This is a genomic window from Sphingomonas bacterium, from assembly GCF_903644055.1.
GTDB lineage: Bacteria > Pseudomonadota > Alphaproteobacteria > Sphingomonadales > Sphingomonadaceae > Sphingomonas_I.
In genome coordinates, this window is record NZ_CAHJXD010000119.1 from 1 (window position 1) to 16,948 (window position 16,948).

Below are 16,948 nucleotides of genomic sequence, written 5' to 3' on the forward strand. Positions count from 1 at the left end.
TCGCGCCGCAGCACCAGCGCGAGATCGTCGCCATCCGCCGACCGCCCCGCCGCGATCGCCGCCGCCAATCCCCCCACCCGCAAGGCCTCCACCACCTCAGGCCGGCGCGCGATCAGGCGACGCAGGAACGGCGCGTTGCGCTCGGCGCGCGCGACCGCTTGATCGAGATCATGGGGGTGCAAAAGTGCCACGGAGTGGGTCATGTGCATTCAGCTTCGAAAAATCAGCAACTTCGGGCGCCTTGCGTCGTTATCCTTATCATGAGTTTATACGCGCAATTTGCGTCCGCGCCCGGCAGGGACGGTGACAAGAAAGCGGTGACGGTGCCGTTGCCGAGCGCGCACGCCGGTATCGCCGCCGCCTTGCGATCGAGCTACGAAGCGCTGCCGATGGAAGATCAGTTCGCGCGCCTGCTTGCCCGGATCAAATAGCGCCGGGCGTCAATGCCCGCGGCTGAGTTCGTCGACCTGCCCCATGATCGCCTGAAGCGCGGTCTGCTCGCCGGGGTTCTTCTCCTGCGAACGGCGCGAGGGCAGGTCCCCCCCGCTCATCAACTGTTCCAGCGCGACGCGCCCGCGCGCGACGCGGCTCTTGATCGTGCCCACCGCGCAGCCGCAGATTTCGGCGGCTTCCTCATAGGCGAAGCCCCCCGCCCCGACGAGGATCAGCGCCTCGCGCTGCGGCTGGGGGAGATGGAGCAAGGCGCGCTGGAGATCGCCGAGATCGACATGGCGATCCTGGCTGGCAGGTGCCGCGAGGATCTTGTTGGCGGTAAGATCATCCCATTCGCCCTTGAAGCGGGCGCGACGCATCTGGCTGAGAAAAAGGTTGCGCAGGATGATGAAGGTCCAGGCGCGCATGTTGGTGCCGGCCTGGAAGCGCTTGCGCGCCGCCCAGGCCTTGAGCAGAGTTTCCTGGACGAGATCGTCGGCCAGATCGCGATTTCCGGAAAGCGAGCGTCCGAACGCGCGCAGATGCGGGATGACGCGCCCCAGTTCGACGCGAAAATCCTCGTCCGAGAGCGCGACATGCTCGACCGGTACGTCCGGCTCCTGCTCGTCAATTTCGCTCATAAATCGAAGACTTCCCCGGCCAGCGCGGCCCGAAGGCCCCGGCACGAAATGGACCCGGCAAGGCCCTACCGCAACCCATGCCCGTCAAACTCTTATCGCCAGACCATGAGAATGACGATGAACAGGATCACGACCAGCGCGAGCGAGATGGGCAGAACGTAACGCGTGACATGGTTGGAGGAGCCGCCCCGCGCCTCCGTCCGGGTAAGATGCACATCCTCTTCCTTATCCGCCACGGGCCGCTCCACGATCGTTGCAGGGGCACAACGGACCCTGCCCGATCGGGTTCCCGCCGATCAGGCGGGGATGGTGGCGATGTTGAAGAACAGCGCCTGGCTGATCGCCGCCTTCACCGTGGACCGCTGGAAGGGCTTGGTGATCAGGAAGGTCGGCTCGGGCCGCTCGCCCGTCAGCAGCCGTTCGGGAAAGGCGGTGATGAAGATCACCGGCACCGCGAATTCGGCGAGGATATCCTTGACCGCATCGATCCCCGAACTGTCGTCGGCGAGCTGGATATCGGCGAGCACCAGGCCGGGCCGATGCGCCAGGGCCTGGCTGACCGCCTCGTCGCGCGTCACCGCGACGCCGGTGACGTTGTGGCCGAGATCGCGGACGATCGTCTCGAGGTCCATCGCGATGATCGGCTCATCCTCGATGATCAGCACTTCGGCCCGGGTCTGGCGTTCGATCTCCTCGATCGCTTCGCGCACCAGGGCATCGACCTCGGCGGCCCCGGCATCGATCAGATAGCCCGCATCCTCGGGCGTGAAGCCCTCCATCTGGGTGAGCAGCAGCGCCTGGCGCGAGCGCGGCGTGATCTGCGCGAGCCGCGCATCGGCGATCGCGCCGGTATCGCCGACATCGGCATCGCTGCGATCGCCCGCGTTGGTCGAGCTCCAGATGCGCTGGAAGGTGCGATAGAGGCCGAGCCGCACATCGACGTCGCGGGGAAAATCCTGCTGCGCGGCCACGATCGCCTCCAGCGTCGCACGAACATAAGCATCGCCATGCTGCTGCGTACCGGTCAGCGCGCGCGCATAGCGGCGCAGGAAAGGCAGGTGGGGAGCGAGGTCTTGGCCGAGCGTCATGATTGATCGATACTCCTGATCGTTTCCGGGTAAAGCGGCACAGAATGGCAAGCGGAGGAATACCCCTGCGGCAACGCAAAGGATACCAATATCCGGCCGGAACAAGCCCCCAAATTATCGCTCCGCGGCTGGAACAATCGGCCCGCCTTTTTGTTTCACGCCACGCGTCACTGCATAACCGCAAAAAACCGCCGTGCCGCGCCCATGTATCGATCGATCGATCGCCGCTTGCCGTGCAAAGACTTTGATGGGGGTTTCCGGGCTTGGTCGTTGAGAAGAAAGGGCGCGAGGTGAAGCCGGGTTCCGGCGCGGCTCCCCGGAAGAATTCCCCTTTGCCGGTTGCGCAATCCCACATCGCGGGATCGCTGCGCACCGCCTATGAAGAGACCGTGCGCGAGCAGGTGCCGCAGGAATTTCTCGATCTGCTCGGTAAACTTTCGTGAACGCCGCTGCTCCGCGATAGGCATGGCGCTTTCGCCCCTCTAAGCGTTCAGCGACGATGATGGCGCGGTTTTCAAGCGGCACGAAGATGCTGTTCATCATGACCGCGGCTCTGATGCCGCTGGGCCTGATCGCGCTGTTCGCCTCGATCCAATCCGCGCACATCAAAAGATTGCAGCATGAGGCCGACGCTCAGCTCGTCGCGACCGCGGAGGCGCGCCAGATCGATCTGCTGCTGATCCGCGTCGCCAACGTCGCGCGTTTTACCGCCGGGGCCGCGGCCGAAAGGGCCGATCGCTGCGCCGATCTGATCGCCGAGGCGCAACGGCTGGCGCGGATGGAGGCACGGCTCGCGGTCTTCGCCCCGAACGGCCTGTTGCGCTGCGCGACCCCGGGCTTCGCGGCGAGAGGCCTGCCCGCGCCGCGCGGCAATATCGGGCTCGATCTGCTGATCCTCAACGATCCGGGCGGCGGGGTGCGCTTCAGCGTCGCCGCCGGCGACGGCGGTTATGGCGTCGGCGAGATTTCGGCCCCCGAGCTGCGCCGCGCGGCCGGGTTCGCCGACCAGGACCAGGGCATCGCCTTGCAGCAAGGCGAGGCGAAGCTGGTCCTCGCCAGGACCAAGAAGCGCCTGCCGCTCGATCAGCGCATCACGGTCGACGCGGCGATCGCCGGCGGGCAGGCGAGCCTGACGCTCGTCCAGATCATCAGTACGATCAGCGCGGTCGAGCTGCTGCTGATCCTTCTCCCGCTGCTGATGTGGGCGGCGGCGGCGGCGATCGGCTGGATCGTGATCAAGGAATTGCTGCTGCGCCCGCTCGCCCAGCTCCAGCGCGCGGTCGCGGCGGCGAGCAATGCCGAAGGGCCGTTCACGATGCCGCGTCTGCAAACCCCGGCGCTGGAAATCCAGACGCTCGGCGAGGCGTTCGGCGCGGCGACCGAGCAGATCGCGCATCGCGAGGCCGAGCTGGAGGAAGGTCTGCGCAGCCAGGTATTGCTGACGCGCGAGGTCCATCATCGCGTGAAGAACAACCTCCAGGTCGTCGCCAGCCTGATCAATCTCCATGCGCGCGGCGCCAAGGGCGAGGTCGCCGGCGCCTATGCGACGATCCAGCGCCGCGTCGATGCGCTCGCCGTGGTCCATCGCAACCATTATGCCGAGCTGGAGCAGAATCGCGGCGTCGCGTTGCGATCGATCCTTTCCGAGCTCACCGCCAACCTTCGCGCGACCGCGCCCGCGTCTGCCGACGGGCTTTCCATCACGCTGGATATCATCCCCGTCCACATCAGCCAGGATACGGCGGTGCCCGTCGCCTTTTTGGTGACCGAGATCATCGAACTGCTGATCGATCACGCGCCCACGGCTTCGGCGCGCGTCACCGCGACGGCGCTGGCGTCCGACAAAGCGGTGCTATCGGTTGCCTCGAAAGCGCTGGTCGATCCGGCCGTGACCGGAAGCGCCGGGCACGAAGACTTCCAGCGCATCGTGACCGGCCTGTCGCGCCAGCTTCGCGCGGCGATGGAATTCGATGCGGTCAACGGCTGTTACGCGATCGCGATCCCTATCATCCCCGAGGAAGAGGCGATCGCCGAGGCGCCCTAAATTTTTTGGGACGGTTGGAACCCGTGGCACGATAGGCCGTTTTTCCCTTCGGATAGCGACCTTTTGCCCCCCCGCTCTCGCTGTCCACAGAAATGGGCCCGGACGCGTTATACCTCCCCCCGGTAACGCCTCCGGGCCCAAAATCTTTTTAGCCCGCCGCTCCACCCGATGGCTCGATGAAGATCGAGCAGAGCGCATTCGCATCCGATAGGGAACATGCCTCCCGGCCGCGCATTGGCATGATGGTGCGCCGTCCGTGGCGCTCGCCCCTTTTCGAGGAAGCAGATATGGTACGCAAAGGTCTCGGGCTTGCGCTGGTCGCAGCCGCTCTGATGGTTTCGGCCTGCAACACGGTCGCGGGCGCCGGCAAGGATGTCTCGTCGGCCGGTAAGGCCGTCACCAACGCCGCGCAATAATCTGAGCGATCGGAGGGGTGCCGCCCGCAAGCGGCACCCTCATACCGCCGGAAGCTGCGCCTCCGGCTCGTCCTTCTTGCGCCGGCGTTCGGTGAACCAGATCCCGATCAGCGCGAGTTCGTAGAGCAGGATCAGCGGCACGGCGAGCAGGATCATCGATCCAAGATCGGGCGGCGCCAACAAGGCGGCGACCGCCGTATTGGCGACGATAGCATAGCGGCGGAAGCCGACCAATTGCTTACGCGTCACCAGCCCCGCTTTCTCCAGGATCATCAGCAGCACCGGTACGAGGAAGGCAATCCCGAAGCCGAACAGGAATTGCATGACCAGCGCGAGATAGCTGGCGATCGACGGCATGGCCTCCTGCCGGATGCCGCCGAGATTGCCCTGAAACCCGAGCAGGAAGTGCAGCGCCATCGGGATCGCCACATAATAAGCCAGCGCCGCGCCCGTCAGGAACAGGACAGGCGTCGCCAGCAGGAACGGCAGCAGCGCGTTGCGCTCTTTCTTGTAGAGGCCGGGGGCGACGAACTGCCACAATTGGTTGGCGATGATCGGGAAGCTCAGCATCAGCGCCGCGAAGAAGGCGACCTTCATCTCGACGAAAAAGGCCTCGAACATCTGCGTATAGATCAGGCGGTTCTGGCCGGCGCGGACCAGCGGCTGGACGAGGAAGCCGAAGATCGGCCGCGCGAAATAGAGGCAGATGCCGAACGCCACCGCCAGCGCCAGTATCGACCAAAGCAGGCGCCTGCGCAGCTCGATCAGGTGATCCAGCAGCGGGGCACGGCTTCCCTCAAGCTCATTTTCACTCATGGCGCGCGTCTCGCGGGCGTTGGCAGAGGCAGTTGGGGGGCGGCTTCATCCTCGGCAGCCTCAGGCTCGGAGGCTTCCGGGTGGGCAGCGGCCGGCTCGACGGGCATGGCCTCGGTGGAGGCGGCGAGCATCGCTTGATGCGCGTCGTCGGCCTCCTCGGGCGGAGCCGCCGTGGGATGCTCGGCCATGATCCGCGCATTTTCCGCCGCCCAGCGCTTCTCCATCTCCTCCATCTCCGATTGGCGAACCATCTCGTCGAAGCCCGCGCGGAAATGGCGCGCCATGCCCTTGGCGCGGCCGACCCACTGGCCGACGATCCGCATCACGCGCGGCAGATCCTTGGGACCGATCACCACCAAAGCGACGATCGCGACCAGCAGATATTCCGAGGGCTCGATACCGAACATGGCAGGCGCCTTAGAATGGTTTCTGCGTCATTGCATCGCCCGAGTGCGGCGCCGCCACACCAACCGTCATGCCAGCGAAAGCTGGCATCTCCTGCCATCCGGACGCCACGGCCGCCTCATAAGATCCCAGCTTTCGCGGGGATGACGGATTTCCGAGGGTATACATCAGATCCGGCTGGCGAGCAGTTTATCGATCTTGCGACCGTCCATATCGACAATTTCGAAGCGCCACGCGCCCTCGCGGAAATGTTCGCCTTCCTTGGGAAGATGCTTGAGCACCGACAGCGCGAAGCCGGCGGCGGTCGCGAAATCGCGATCCTCGGGCAATTCGATGCCGAGCTGTTCGGCAAGCATATCGGCCGAGGCCGAACCCGCGACGAGCCAGCTCCCATCGTCGCGCTGGATCAGCGGCGCGCTGTCGTCGCCCGCATCCGAGGCGAAGGTGCCGGCGATCGCCGCGAGCAGATCGACCGGCGTCACCAGCCCGTCGAAATGGCCGTATTCGTCGTGGACGAAGGCGACGGGCACCTCCGATTCGCGCAGCACCTGGAGCGCGTTCATCGCATCCATCTGATCGGGCACGACCTGGACGGGATGGACCAGCTCGAGGATCGGCGGCAGCGGACCCGCGAGCGTCGCGGCGAGCAGATCGCGCGCCTCGATCACCCCGATCAGCGCATCGACCGAACCATTGCCGACCGGCATGCGGCTGTGCGGCATCGTCAGCAGCCGCTTGCGAAGCGCGGCGGGATCGGCGGTGGCATCGATCCATTCGACCTGCGGGCGCGGGGTCATCACCTCGCGCACCGGCCGATCGGCGAGCCGCACCACGCCCGAGATGATCGCGCGCTCGTTCTCCTCGATCACGCCCGCGCTGGAGGCCTCGGCGACGACCAGATGGAGTTCCTCGGCGGTGACGCGATCCTCGCGGTTGCGATCGAGGCCGAGCAGCCGGAAGATCGACGCGCTCGATCGATCGAGCAGCCAGACGAAAGGCGCCGCGATCCGCGATAGCCACAGCATCGGCCGCGCCATGAACGCCGCGATCGGCTCCGGACCGCGCAGCGCGATCTGCTTGGGCACGAGTTCGCCGATCACCAGGCTGAGATAGGTGGTGGCGACGATGACCAGTGCGAACCCCCAATGCGCCGCGGTCTCCGCCCCGAGGCCGAGCGATTGCAGCCGCAGCCCCACCGGCCCGCCGAGCTTCTCGCCCGAGAAGGCGCCGGCGAGGATGCCGATCAGGGTGATGCCGGTCTGCACGGTGGAGAGGAACTTGCCCGGATCGCCGGCGAGCTGAAGCGCGATCCGCGCGCCCTTCCGCCCCCGCCGCGCCATCGCCTCCAGCCGCGGCTTGCGCGCCGAGACGATCGCCAGTTCCGACATCGCGAAGACGGCATTGACCAATATCAGCGCGACGATGATCGCGAGATCGAGCCAGGGAAAGGGTTCGAGCGGGGGAGCAGAGGGTGTCATTACAGCGCTGTGCGGCAACATATCGCCGTAACCGCGCGACTGGGCAAGTGTGCCGCCGACCGGTGGCCGCGAAAGGTAGGGTCGGATGCGACCTACAGGGCAAGCGGAGAAGATCCTCCCCTGGCAGGGAGGTGCTGGCGAAGCCAGACGGAGGGGTGACACGCTATCCAGAGGGCGACACCCCTCCGTCATCGCTGCGCGATGCCACCTCCCCTTGCGGGGGAGGAACGGGGTTATGCTCGAATCGACGCTAGGTTCTGTCCTGTTCAAGCCGAACCGTCACCCCGGCCCTGAGCCGGGGTCCCGCTTCTTATTCAACGTTGGCAGGCAGCGGGACCCCGGCTCAAGGCCGGGGTGACGTGAGTTTAACTTCAACAGGACGGACTCTAGGTTGCCTGGGCGAAGCGCAGCGCGACGCGCTCGACGCCCGCCAGCGCACTGGGGCTGGCCTCGATCAGCACGCGGCGATGGTCGCTCTTATCGCGGCGGCGGCTGACCAGCCCCTCGCGCTCCATCGCCGCGACGTAGCGAAGCCCCGTCGTCGCCGGCACATTGGCGGCGATGCACAGGCTGGAGACGGAGATGACCCGCCCGGCGCTGTGCGCGTCATAAAGATCGAGCAGCATATCCCAGGCGGGATCGCGAAAGAGATCCGTATCGAATATCTGACCCCGGCAGGCGCGTGCCTTGAGTTCGGCGCGGACGAACTGCGTGACGGTCGATACGCCCGGATTGTCCGAAAGCACCGCTTTCAGGCAGCGCCCCAGCGCCTCGTCGACCCGGGTGCGAAGCTCCGGCGACTGCAACGCAATCTCTTTCAACGTCGTGAGCTTATCTTCGACCGAATCGGACAAATCTGCAAAACCGCCGTTCACGGAAATGTCGTGCCCGATTCCCGCCCGATCGCGACGCTACGACTCATCCCTTTCGGTTCGAACCAGGCCGCGACTGCACCAATTCGGTTGGATCTCGAACGTCCGGCCGGCACGTGCGGGGCTTACGCAAACGTGTCGCGCATCCGATCGCTCGAATTGCCCCCGGCCTGCCTTCGCGGTAACGCCGCCCGATGAACGATCTGAGCCCTGCCGCCGTCCCCACGGCACCGGCGCACGACATACGCGGGCTGGCGATCGTCTCGATCGCCAAGAGCTACGATCGCCGCCAGGTGCTGCACGACGTGAGCCTCGATGTCGCGCGCGGCGAGGTGGTGGGGCTGCTCGGCCCCAACGGCGCGGGCAAGACGACCTGCTTCTATTCGGTGATGGGGCTGGTGAAGCCGGATGCCGGGCGCATCCTGCTCGACGGCAACGACGTCACCGGGCTGCCGATGTACCGCCGCGCGATCCTGGGGCTCGGCTATCTGCCGCAGGAAACCTCGATCTTCCGGGGGTTGACGGTCGCGCAGAATATCAGCGCGGTTCTGGAGATTTCGGAACCCAACAAGCAGGCGCGCGCCGAACGGCTGGAATCGCTGCTCGCCGAATTCCATCTCGAACGGCTGCGCGATGCCGCCGCGATGGCGCTTTCCGGCGGCGAGCGGCGACGCTGCGAGATCGCGCGAGCGCTAGCCGCCGATCCTTCGATCATGCTGCTCGACGAACCGTTCGCGGGGATCGATCCGATCTCGATCAGCGATATCCGCGAGTTGGTGAGGGATCTCAAGCGCCGCGACATCGGGGTGCTGATCACCGATCACAACGTCCGCGAGACGCTCGATATCGTCGATCGCGCCTGCATCATCTACGATGGCCGCGTGCTCTTCCAGGGTAGCCCCGCCGACCTCGTCGCCAACCAGGAGGTGCGGCGGCTTTATCTCGGCGAGAGCTTCGCGCTGTAGCGATGCCAGTTGCCCGCGCCGGACTTTCGTACGCGCCGGGCGCCCTTCTTTTTCCATTCGTCCCGGCGCCTCTTTCATGAGCCTCGCGCCACGCCTCGATCTGCGCCAGTCGCAATCGCTGGTGATGACGCCGCAGCTCCAGCAGGCGATCAAGCTGCTCGCGCTCTCCAACCTCGAAATCGAGGCGTTCATCGCCGAGGAAATGGAGAAGAACCCCCTGCTCGCGAGCGGCGGCGCCGAAGACGGCGATGCGCCCGCCGAGCCCGCGCCCGACGCTGCGCCGAGCGACGACGCCTTCGCCGAACCCCGGACCGCCGACGAGCTGATCGCAAGCGGCGACGCCACCGCCGATGCCCCGCTCGACGTGGATTATGATAGCGAGACCTTCCACCACGACAGCCCATCGGATGGCGGCGGCGGCATGGACGGGTTGGCAGGTGCCGCGCCCGAAGACGGCTTCGACTTCGATGCGATCGCCGGCGATGCGCCATCGTTGCGCGACCATCTTCTCCGGCAGGCGGGGGAGCGGCTCGACGGCATCCCCCTGATCGTCGCCGGACACATCATCGACCTTATTGACGAAGCGGGCTATTTCACCGAACCGCTCGACGATATCGCCCGCCGCCTCGGCGTGCCCGTGGCACAGGTCGAGCAGGTGCTGGGGGTGATCCAGAGCTTCGATCCCGTCGGCGTCGGCGCGCGCGATCTCGCCGAATGTCTCGCGCTGCAGGCCAGGGAGGTCGATCGCTACGACCCCTGCATGGCGGCGCTGATCGCCAACCTCGACATGCTCGCCAAGGGCCAGCTCGGCCCGCTGCGGCGGATCTGCGATGTCGACGACGAGGATCTGGCCGACATGATCCGCGAGCTGCGCGGCTACGATCCCAAGCCCGGCCTGCGCTACGGCGGCGAGCCGGCGGCGCCAGTCTCGCCCGACATCTTCATCCAGCGGACGCGCGGCGGCTGGTCGATCGAGCTCAATGCGGCGACCCTCCCCCGCGTGCTGATCGACCGGCGCTATCACGCCGAGCTCGCGGGCGCGCCCGCCGACAAGGCCGCCAAGGCATGGCTGAGCGATTGCGTGACCAGCGCCAACTGGCTGGTTAAGGCGCTCGACCAGCGCGCGCGCACGATCATCAAGGTCGCGACCGAAATCGTGAAACAGCAGGAAGGCTTCTTCCTCCACGGCGTCAGCCAGCTCCGACCGCTGACGCTGCGTACCGTCGCCGACGCGATCGAGATGCACGAATCGACCGTCAGCCGCGTCACGTCGAACAAATATCTGTCGTGCGCACGCGGGCTTTACGAGCTCAAATATTTCTTCACGAGCGGCATCGCCTCGGCCGACGGCGGCGAGGCGATCTCGGCCGAGGCGGTCAAGAGCGAGATCGCCAGGCTGATCGCCGCCGAGGGCGACGAGATTCTTTCCGACGACAAATTGGTCGAACTGCTCAACGCCAGGGGCTTCGATCTCGCGCGGCGCACGGTCGCCAAATATCGCGAGGCGATCGGGCTCGGCTCTTCGGTACAGCGAAGGCGCGCGCGGGCGTTGCGTTAGAATATGTAGAGGCTGCCGGTTCAAGCTGAAACGTCACCCCGGCCTTGAGCCGGGGTCCAGCTTCTTCTTCAACGTCGGCAGGCAGCGGGACCCCGGCTCAAGGCCGGGGTGACGAGAGTTCAACAGACTCTAAGCCGCCAAGGGCAGCGCGGTCGGCCCGCGCACCTGCCCGGAGGCGACCATCGGCACCTCGTCGCACGCGAGCCGATAGTTCGGGAACCGCGCGAGCAGCGCCTGCAACGACGCCTCGCCCTCGGCGCGCGCGAGCATCGCGCCGAGGCAGAAATGGATGCCCCTTCCGAAGCCGATGTGGCGCGACAGCGTCGCCGGATCGCGATGGATGTCGAACCGATCCGGATCGGTGAACATCCGCTCGTCGCGATTGGCCGAGCCGATCACGATCAGCAGCCGCGATCCCGCCGGGACGATCACGTCCTGCACCGGATAATCGACCAACGTCGTCCGCGCGAGCGCCTGGACCGCCGAATCGTAGCGCAGGGTTTCCTCGACCGCGCGTGCCGCCAGCGCCGGATCGGCCGCCACCTCGGCGCGCTGACCGGGATTATGCGCGAGCGCGACGATCATGTTGCCGACCAATTGCCCCGTCGTCTCGTTGCCGGCGACCAGCAGCAGGCGGGCGAAGCCGACCAGTTCCTCATCGTTCATCGCCTGGCCTTCGTCGCGCGCGCGGACGAGCAGGCCCAGCATATCGTCCTTCGGATCGGCGCGTTGCGCCGCGATGTGCCAGACGAGGAATTCGTGAAGCTCCTGGCTTGCGCGCCGTGCGCGATCGATCGTCGGCGGGTTGTTCAGATCGCGCTGCACGAGATGTTCGGACCAGAGGCGGAACTTCGGCACATCGGCGCGAGGCACGCCGAGCAGCTCGGCGATCGCGATCGCCGGCATCGGGATGCTGAGATCGCGCGCGAGATCGCACGCCGCCGGATCCAGCGCATCGACCAGCTCGCCCGCGATCTCGCGGACGCGCTCGAACAGCCGCGCCATGTGATTGGTGCGGAAGGCGCGCTTGACGATATCGCGCAGTTCGCCGTGCCGCGGCGGATCCATCGTGATGAGTTCGGGATGAATGTCCGGCGGCAATCCCTCAAGAGTGATCCCCTCCGCCGAGGACAGCCGGCCCCAGTCCTGGAACGCCGCCCAGACATCGGCGTGGCGGGTGATCGCATAGAAATCATGCTCTTCGTTGCGAAACACCGGCGCCTCGTCCCGGAGCCGGCGATAGACCGGATAGGGATCGCGATGGAGCAAGGGAGAATAAGGATCATAGAATATATCCGACATGCAACTCTCCGAGCTCATTTGCTCCCAAGATACACGCCGCGCGGCATCGGGAAATGGCATTCGGCAGGATTATAGGGCGATGTCGGCAGGGCTCGGCTTACGAAATCACGCCCGACCGTAACAAAAGCGTCAGGACAATTGGGGAGCGCGCGCCGACGCAAGTCTTTGTCGCGGTTCGTCAAGACGCTCGCCACCACCGGGGCATGTTGAGGGACCGCCGCAGAGGATCAATGATGAGCACCGCCAATCAGGCCGACAAGCCGATCATCGAAGATGACGCATTCCTCGCCCACATCGTCGAGGATGTCGGGCTGGTCCAATTGCTCTGCTCGGCGGTTCACATGACCGGCAGCCTCGCGATCATCCGCGGCGTCGCCACCAAGCCGCCGGCCTATAATGGCGACGGCAGCGGCGGCGTGCCACCCGAACAGGCGGCGGAGCTTCGCACGCGCGCGCTCGCGGCGATCAAGGCATGGCGCGATGCGGGCCAGCCGGAACCTTACCGGCCGACCGATGCGGAGATCGGCGAGATGATCGATTTCCTCGTCGGCACCAGGCTGGGCGAAGCCTATACCCCGGTCATCAAGGACGAGATGGGCTATGACGGCGATACACGCGAATATCGGTGGCCGAAGCCGGTCGACGATGCCCGCAAGCACGCCAATCCCGTGCTCGTCATCGGCGGCGGAATGTCCGGCCTGCTGATGGCGTTTCGCCTTCGCCAGGCGGGCATTCCGGTGAAGGTGATCGAGAAGAACAAGGGGATCGGCGGCACCTGGCACGAGAATCGCTATCCCGGCTGCCGCGTCGACGTCGCGAGCCACAGCTATTCCTTTTCGTTCATGCAGGATTACCGCTGGCCGACGCTCTATTCGCCGCAGCCCGAGCTCGAGCGCTATTTCAACATTTTCGTCGATCGGTTCGGACTGCGCGATGCGATCGTCTTCGATACCGAGGTGGTGCGCGCCGATTATGACGAGACGGCGCACCGCTGGGCGGTGACGATGCGAGGGCCCGATGGCCGCAGCCGGATCGAGCAGGCCCGGTCGCTGGTCAGCGCGGTGGGGCAGCTCAATCGCGGCAAGATTCCCGATCTGTCCGGCCTCGAAAGCTTCGCCGGACCCTATTTCCATACCTCGCAGTGGCGCAGCGACGTCGCGCTGGCCGGCAAGCGCGTCATCGTCGTCGGCGCGGCCGCCACGGGCACGCAGGCGATCCCGCAGATCGCCGCGACCGCGGCCCACACCACGATCTTCATGCGCAGCTCGAACTGGATGGCGGTACATCCCGAATATACCCGCGACGTCCGCGCCAGCGAGCAATGGGCGCTGGATCACCTGCCTTATTATGCGGGCTGGCAGCGCACGCTCTATTTCAACTGGCCGTTCGATCTGACGCCCAGCCGGTTCAAGATCGATCCGGACTGGCAGGGCGCGCCGCCGGGCAAGCTATCGACCAGCGCCGCCAACGAGATGAGCCGCGTGCGGCTGACCGAGGGGCTGGAGAAATTCCTCGCCGACACGCCCGAGCTGATCGACAAGGTCGTGCCCGACTATCCCCCCTACATGAAGCGGCCCAACGTGATCGACGGCAGCTTCCTGCGCGCGCTTCAGAGGGACGATGTCGATCTCGTCACCTGCGGGATCGAAAGGGTCGTGCCGAACGGGATCGTCGATGCCGAGGGGGTGTTGCACGAGGCCGACGCGATCGTCTTCGCGACGGGCTTCCACACGCAGAAATTCCTCTTCCCGATGGAGATCCACGGGCGCGGCGGGGTGGCGCTCAACGAATATTGGGATGACGAGCCGGGCGGGCTCTACGGCATCGTCGTCCCGCACTTTCCCAATTTCTACATGATGTACGGGCCCAACACGAACCTCGGCTTCAACGGCACCTTGATCTTCAATTCGGAATGCCAGGCCCGCTACATCATCGCCAATATCGGCCGGATGATCGCAGACGATCTCGACGAGATCGAGGTGCGCGAGGACGTCTATCAGCGCTACAACGACAAGGTTCAGGGCGAGCTCAAGGATTTCGTCTGGACGCTCGACCATACCAACAATTGGTTCAAGAACGCCAAGGGCCGCGTCACCACCAACTCGCCATGGTCCTGCGCGCAATATTGGCGCTGGACGCGCGATTCCGATCCCGCCGATTTTCTGGCGCCGGGCGAGCATAATGCGCGGCTTTCCTCAAGGTCGCAGGGTGCAGCTTCGCCTAGCGACGCGCCGGACCGTGATGCAAAGGAAACGGCCCCGCGATCTGAGGTGCGCGCCTAGCGGCTGTTCTTACCAAACTGAGACGTCACCCCGGCCTTGAGCCGGGGTCCCGCTTCTTCTTGAGCATCGGCAGGCAGCGGGACCCCGGTTCAAGGCCGGGGTGACGAGAGCTCAACGGTGCGGGATGCTGCCACTGTCAGCCCCTTTCCGCCGGGACGATCGTCACGGTCGCGCCCATCTGCTCGGCCCATTGCTTGATGCTGCCATATTCGTTCCAGCGCGCGATCCGATCGCCCGCGAAGGTCATCACCCAGACGCTCATGATATCGAGCCGGCGGCCGGTCGCGGGCAAGGTCACGTCGCCGATCGTAAGGTCGCCGCGATGCGTCGCGGTCGTCCGCACCTCCGCCGCCAGCCGATCCCCCTCGACCGTCACGGTGATCAGCTCGACATGCTCGTCGGGCGTCCCGATCCAGATCGCCCGCGCCATCGCCACCATGGCTTCGGCCGAGGCCATGCGGAACGATGCGGCCTCATAGCAAAAATCCGGCGCGAACATCGCGGCGACCGCATCGAGATCACGCGCATGCCACGCGGCGACGAACTGATCGAGCAAAGCATGGCGATCGGCGGTCATAGGCGGAAACTCCTGCCCTTGCGCGGCATGCCGATGAACAAGCGGCAAGGCGCGGATCCCATATCGCAAGGCGGCCGCCCGCCAAGCCCGACGGCGATTTTTGGCGTGATCGCACAATTGCGGCGGCAATCTGCGCGATGCCATCCCGCCGCTGTCGCGCCCGATCAAGACTTCCGCCGGCTTCACCCGTAGAGTGACGACAAATATAAAGTATTATTTCTAGGTCTGGATTGGCATGTACGACATCATCATTCGTGGCGGTACGGTTGTCGACGGGACCGGCGCTGCCCCGCATCGCGCCGACGTCGCCATTTCCGCGGGCAAGATCGCCGCGATCGGCACCATCGATGGAGCCGCTCGCGAGGTCATCGAGGCGGAGGGCGCGCTCGTCACCCCCGGCTTCATCGATATCCATACGCATTACGACGGCCAGTTCATCTGGGACGACACGCTGGAGCCGAGCTTCTCGAACGGCGTGACCACCGCGATCGCCGGCAATTGCGGCGTCGGCTTCGCGCCGGTCCAGCAGAAGGATCGCACGCGGCTGGTCGAGATGATGGAGGGCGTGGAGGATATTCCGGGCATCGTGCTCGATGAAGGCCTCGACTGGTCCTGGACCAGCTTTCCCGATTATCTCGATCGGCTCGATCGGCGGCGCTATACGATGGACGTCGCCGCCCACCTGCCGCACGCGCCGCTCCGGGTGTTCGTGATGGGGGACCGCGGGCTCGCCCACGAGCCCGCCAACGACGACGATCTGGCCGAGATGCAGCGCGTCGTGCGCGAGGCGATGGCGGCGGGCGCGGTCGGCGTCTCCGGATCGCGGATTCTCGAGCATAAGAGCAGCAAGGGCGAGTTCGTGCCCGGCACCTTCGCGGAGGACCGCGAGCTGATCGCGATCGCCGAGGCGATGGGCGAGACGGGCAAGGGCGTGTTCCAGATCGTGCCGCTCGGCTGCTCGGGCGATACGGTGGGCACGCAGATCCCGACCGAGGAGCGGCTGAGCGAACATGACCGCTTCGAGCGGATCGCCGAGGCGTGCGGCCGCCCCGTCACCTATCTTCTCCACTCGCACAACCACGCGCCGGAGGAGTGGCGCGAGATGATCGCGGCGTCCGAGGCGGCGCAGCGGCGCGGTCTCGATATCCATCCCCAGGTCGCGGCGCGCGGCGTCGGCTTGCTGCTGTCGCTCGATGGCTATCATATCTTCCAGGCACGCCCGTCCTACATGGCGATCGCGCACCTGCCGCGCGCCGAGCGGGCGGCGGCGATGCGCGTGCCCGAGCGCCGCGCGGCGATCCTATCCGAAGCCAATGTCGGCCCGGACGAGGCGCCGACGCGCCGCATCCTCGGCCTCGCCGAGCGGTTCGCGCAGGTGCTCGACCGCTTCTACGTCATGCAGCCGCCGGTCAATTATGAGCCCGACGAGTCGCTGCGGCTCGACCGGATCGCCACGGCGACCGGCCGGACGATGGACGAAGTGCTCTACGACACGTTGGCGGACGGCGACGGCAGCAGGATGGTCGCCGATTTCGCGATGAACTACACCGGCGGCAACCTCGATTCGGTCCACGACATGCTCGCGCATCCCGACACGATCAGCGGGTTGGGCGACGGCGGCGCGCACCTGCTGATGGTCTGCGATGCCGCGATGACCACCTTCCACCTCAGCTTCTGGGCGCGCGACCGCAGCCGTGGCCCCACGCTCCCCGTCGAGGCGATGGTCGCCAAGCTGACGGGCAAGTCCGCCGAGGTCTACGGGCTTCACGATCGCGGCGTGATCGCAGTGGGCAAGCGCGCCGACATCAACGTCATCGATTTCGAGAAGCTCGACAGCGAAATGCCGGAGATGGTGTTCGATCTGCCGCTGGGCAGCGGGCGGCTGGTCCAGCGGGCGACCGGCTATCGAGCGACGATGGTCAACGGTGTCGTCACCCGGCGCAACGATCTGGATACCGGGGCCCGGCCAGGCCGGCTCGTGCGCGCCGGCCATGCCGAAGCGGCTTGACGGGCGCCGCGCGCTCGTCACCGGGGCGGGAAACGGGATCGGCGCCGAGATCGCGCGCCGGTTC

18 protein-coding genes are annotated in these 16,948 nt (G+C 66.0%); 8 read left to right on the forward strand and 10 right to left on the reverse strand.

Annotated elements, in window-relative coordinates; genetic code table 11:
* Positions 1 to 191: hypothetical protein (locus HUU94_RS05000; protein ID WP_174274004.1), on the reverse strand; the 191-nt coding region annotated here is incomplete at its 3' end.
* 3 nt (positions 192 to 194) lie between these two features.
* Between HUU94_RS05000 and HUU94_RS05005 the strand changes: the two genes are divergently transcribed.
* Positions 195 to 431, forward strand: a complete 237-nt coding sequence (locus tag HUU94_RS05005; protein WP_174274003.1) for a hypothetical protein — start codon at positions 195 to 197, stop codon at positions 429 to 431.
* A 9-nt stretch (positions 432 to 440) separates the two neighbouring features.
* Here HUU94_RS05005 and HUU94_RS05010 read toward each other — a convergent pair whose 3' ends face one another.
* From HUU94_RS05010 to HUU94_RS05020, 3 genes are all read right to left on the reverse strand, one after another.
* Complete coding sequence (locus HUU94_RS05010; RefSeq protein WP_174274005.1) at positions 441 to 1,073, reverse strand: sigma-70 family RNA polymerase sigma factor; 633 nt, start codon at positions 1,071 to 1,073, stop codon at positions 441 to 443.
* A 92-nt stretch (positions 1,074 to 1,165) separates the two neighbouring features.
* Positions 1,166 to 1,309, reverse strand: a complete 144-nt coding sequence (locus HUU94_RS05015) for a hypothetical protein (protein WP_174274006.1) — start codon at positions 1,307 to 1,309, stop codon at positions 1,166 to 1,168.
* A 60-nt stretch (positions 1,310 to 1,369) separates the two neighbouring features.
* A complete protein-coding gene (locus HUU94_RS05020; protein WP_174274007.1) occupies positions 1,370 to 2,161 on the reverse strand; it encodes a response regulator in 792 nt (263 codons plus the stop codon).
* A gap of 332 nt (positions 2,162 to 2,493) precedes the next feature.
* On the opposite strand from HUU94_RS05020, the gene HUU94_RS05025 reads away from it, so the two are divergent.
* From HUU94_RS05025 to HUU94_RS12995, 3 genes are all read left to right on the forward strand, one after another.
* Positions 2,494 to 2,604, forward strand: a complete 111-nt coding sequence (locus HUU94_RS05025; RefSeq protein ID WP_174274008.1) for a NepR family anti-sigma factor — start codon at positions 2,494 to 2,496, stop codon at positions 2,602 to 2,604.
* Between the two features lie 98 nt (positions 2,605 to 2,702).
* Positions 2,703 to 4,205, forward strand: a complete 1,503-nt coding sequence (locus tag HUU94_RS05030; protein WP_174274009.1) for a sensor histidine kinase — start codon at positions 2,703 to 2,705, stop codon at positions 4,203 to 4,205.
* A 176-nt stretch (positions 4,206 to 4,381) separates the two neighbouring features.
* Positions 4,382 to 4,621 (forward strand): entericidin A/B family lipoprotein, encoded by a 240-nt coding sequence (locus HUU94_RS12995; protein ID WP_438827105.1) that lies wholly within the window; start codon positions 4,382 to 4,384, stop codon positions 4,619 to 4,621.
* Positions 4,622 to 4,660: 39 nt separating this feature from the next.
* Here the strand turns inward: HUU94_RS12995 and tatC are convergent, their stop codons facing one another.
* The 4 genes from tatC to HUU94_RS05055 all read right to left on the reverse strand — a co-directional run bounded on the left by tatC (position 4,661) and on the right by HUU94_RS05055 (position 8,126).
* Positions 4,661 to 5,437: a twin-arginine translocase subunit TatC gene (gene tatC, locus HUU94_RS05040; RefSeq protein WP_174274010.1), complete on the reverse strand. Its 777-nt coding sequence runs from the start codon at positions 5,435 to 5,437 to the stop codon at positions 4,661 to 4,663.
* On the reverse strand, positions 5,434 to 5,844 hold the full coding sequence (tatB, locus tag HUU94_RS05045) for a Sec-independent protein translocase protein TatB (RefSeq protein WP_174274011.1): 411 nt from the start codon (positions 5,842 to 5,844) through the stop codon (positions 5,434 to 5,436). The genes tatC and tatB overlap by 4 nt, the downstream gene beginning before the upstream one ends.
* Positions 5,845 to 6,009: 165 nt before the next feature.
* Positions 6,010 to 7,320 carry a hemolysin family protein gene (locus HUU94_RS05050; RefSeq protein ID WP_174274012.1) on the reverse strand — a complete coding sequence of 437 codons (1,311 nt, stop codon included), beginning with the start codon at positions 7,318 to 7,320 and terminating at the stop codon, positions 6,010 to 6,012.
* Positions 7,321 to 7,706: 386 nt separating this feature from the next.
* Positions 7,707 to 8,126, reverse strand: a complete 420-nt coding sequence (locus tag HUU94_RS05055; protein ID WP_174274013.1) for a winged helix DNA-binding protein — start codon at positions 8,124 to 8,126, stop codon at positions 7,707 to 7,709.
* Between the two features lie 260 nt (positions 8,127 to 8,386).
* On the opposite strand from HUU94_RS05055, the gene lptB reads away from it, so the two are divergent.
* Both lptB and rpoN read left to right on the forward strand, forming a co-directional pair.
* Positions 8,387 to 9,157 carry an LPS export ABC transporter ATP-binding protein gene (lptB, locus tag HUU94_RS05060; protein WP_174274014.1) on the forward strand — a complete coding sequence of 257 codons (771 nt, stop codon included), beginning with the start codon at positions 8,387 to 8,389 and terminating at the stop codon, positions 9,155 to 9,157.
* A gap of 76 nt (positions 9,158 to 9,233) precedes the next feature.
* Positions 9,234 to 10,715: an RNA polymerase factor sigma-54 gene (gene rpoN / locus HUU94_RS05065; protein ID WP_174274015.1), complete on the forward strand. Its 1,482-nt coding sequence runs from the start codon at positions 9,234 to 9,236 to the stop codon at positions 10,713 to 10,715.
* 129 nt (positions 10,716 to 10,844) lie between these two features.
* Here the strand turns inward: rpoN and HUU94_RS05070 are convergent, their stop codons facing one another.
* Positions 10,845 to 12,017, reverse strand: a complete 1,173-nt coding sequence (locus tag HUU94_RS05070; RefSeq protein WP_174274016.1) for a cytochrome P450 — start codon at positions 12,015 to 12,017, stop codon at positions 10,845 to 10,847.
* Positions 12,018 to 12,250: 233 nt separating this feature from the next.
* Between HUU94_RS05070 and HUU94_RS05075 the strand changes: the two genes are divergently transcribed.
* Positions 12,251 to 14,299: a flavin-containing monooxygenase gene (locus tag HUU94_RS05075; RefSeq protein ID WP_174274017.1), complete on the forward strand. Its 2,049-nt coding sequence runs from the start codon at positions 12,251 to 12,253 to the stop codon at positions 14,297 to 14,299.
* Between the two features lie 136 nt (positions 14,300 to 14,435).
* Here the strand turns inward: HUU94_RS05075 and HUU94_RS05080 are convergent, their stop codons facing one another.
* Positions 14,436 to 14,876: a nuclear transport factor 2 family protein gene (locus HUU94_RS05080; protein WP_174274018.1), complete on the reverse strand. Its 441-nt coding sequence runs from the start codon at positions 14,874 to 14,876 to the stop codon at positions 14,436 to 14,438.
* Between the two features lie 235 nt (positions 14,877 to 15,111).
* Between HUU94_RS05080 and HUU94_RS05085 the strand changes: the two genes are divergently transcribed.
* Positions 15,112 to 16,884 carry an N-acyl-D-amino-acid deacylase family protein gene (locus tag HUU94_RS05085; protein ID WP_174274019.1) on the forward strand — a complete coding sequence of 591 codons (1,773 nt, stop codon included), beginning with the start codon at positions 15,112 to 15,114 and terminating at the stop codon, positions 16,882 to 16,884.
* Positions 16,885 to 16,948: the final 64 nt, after the last annotated feature.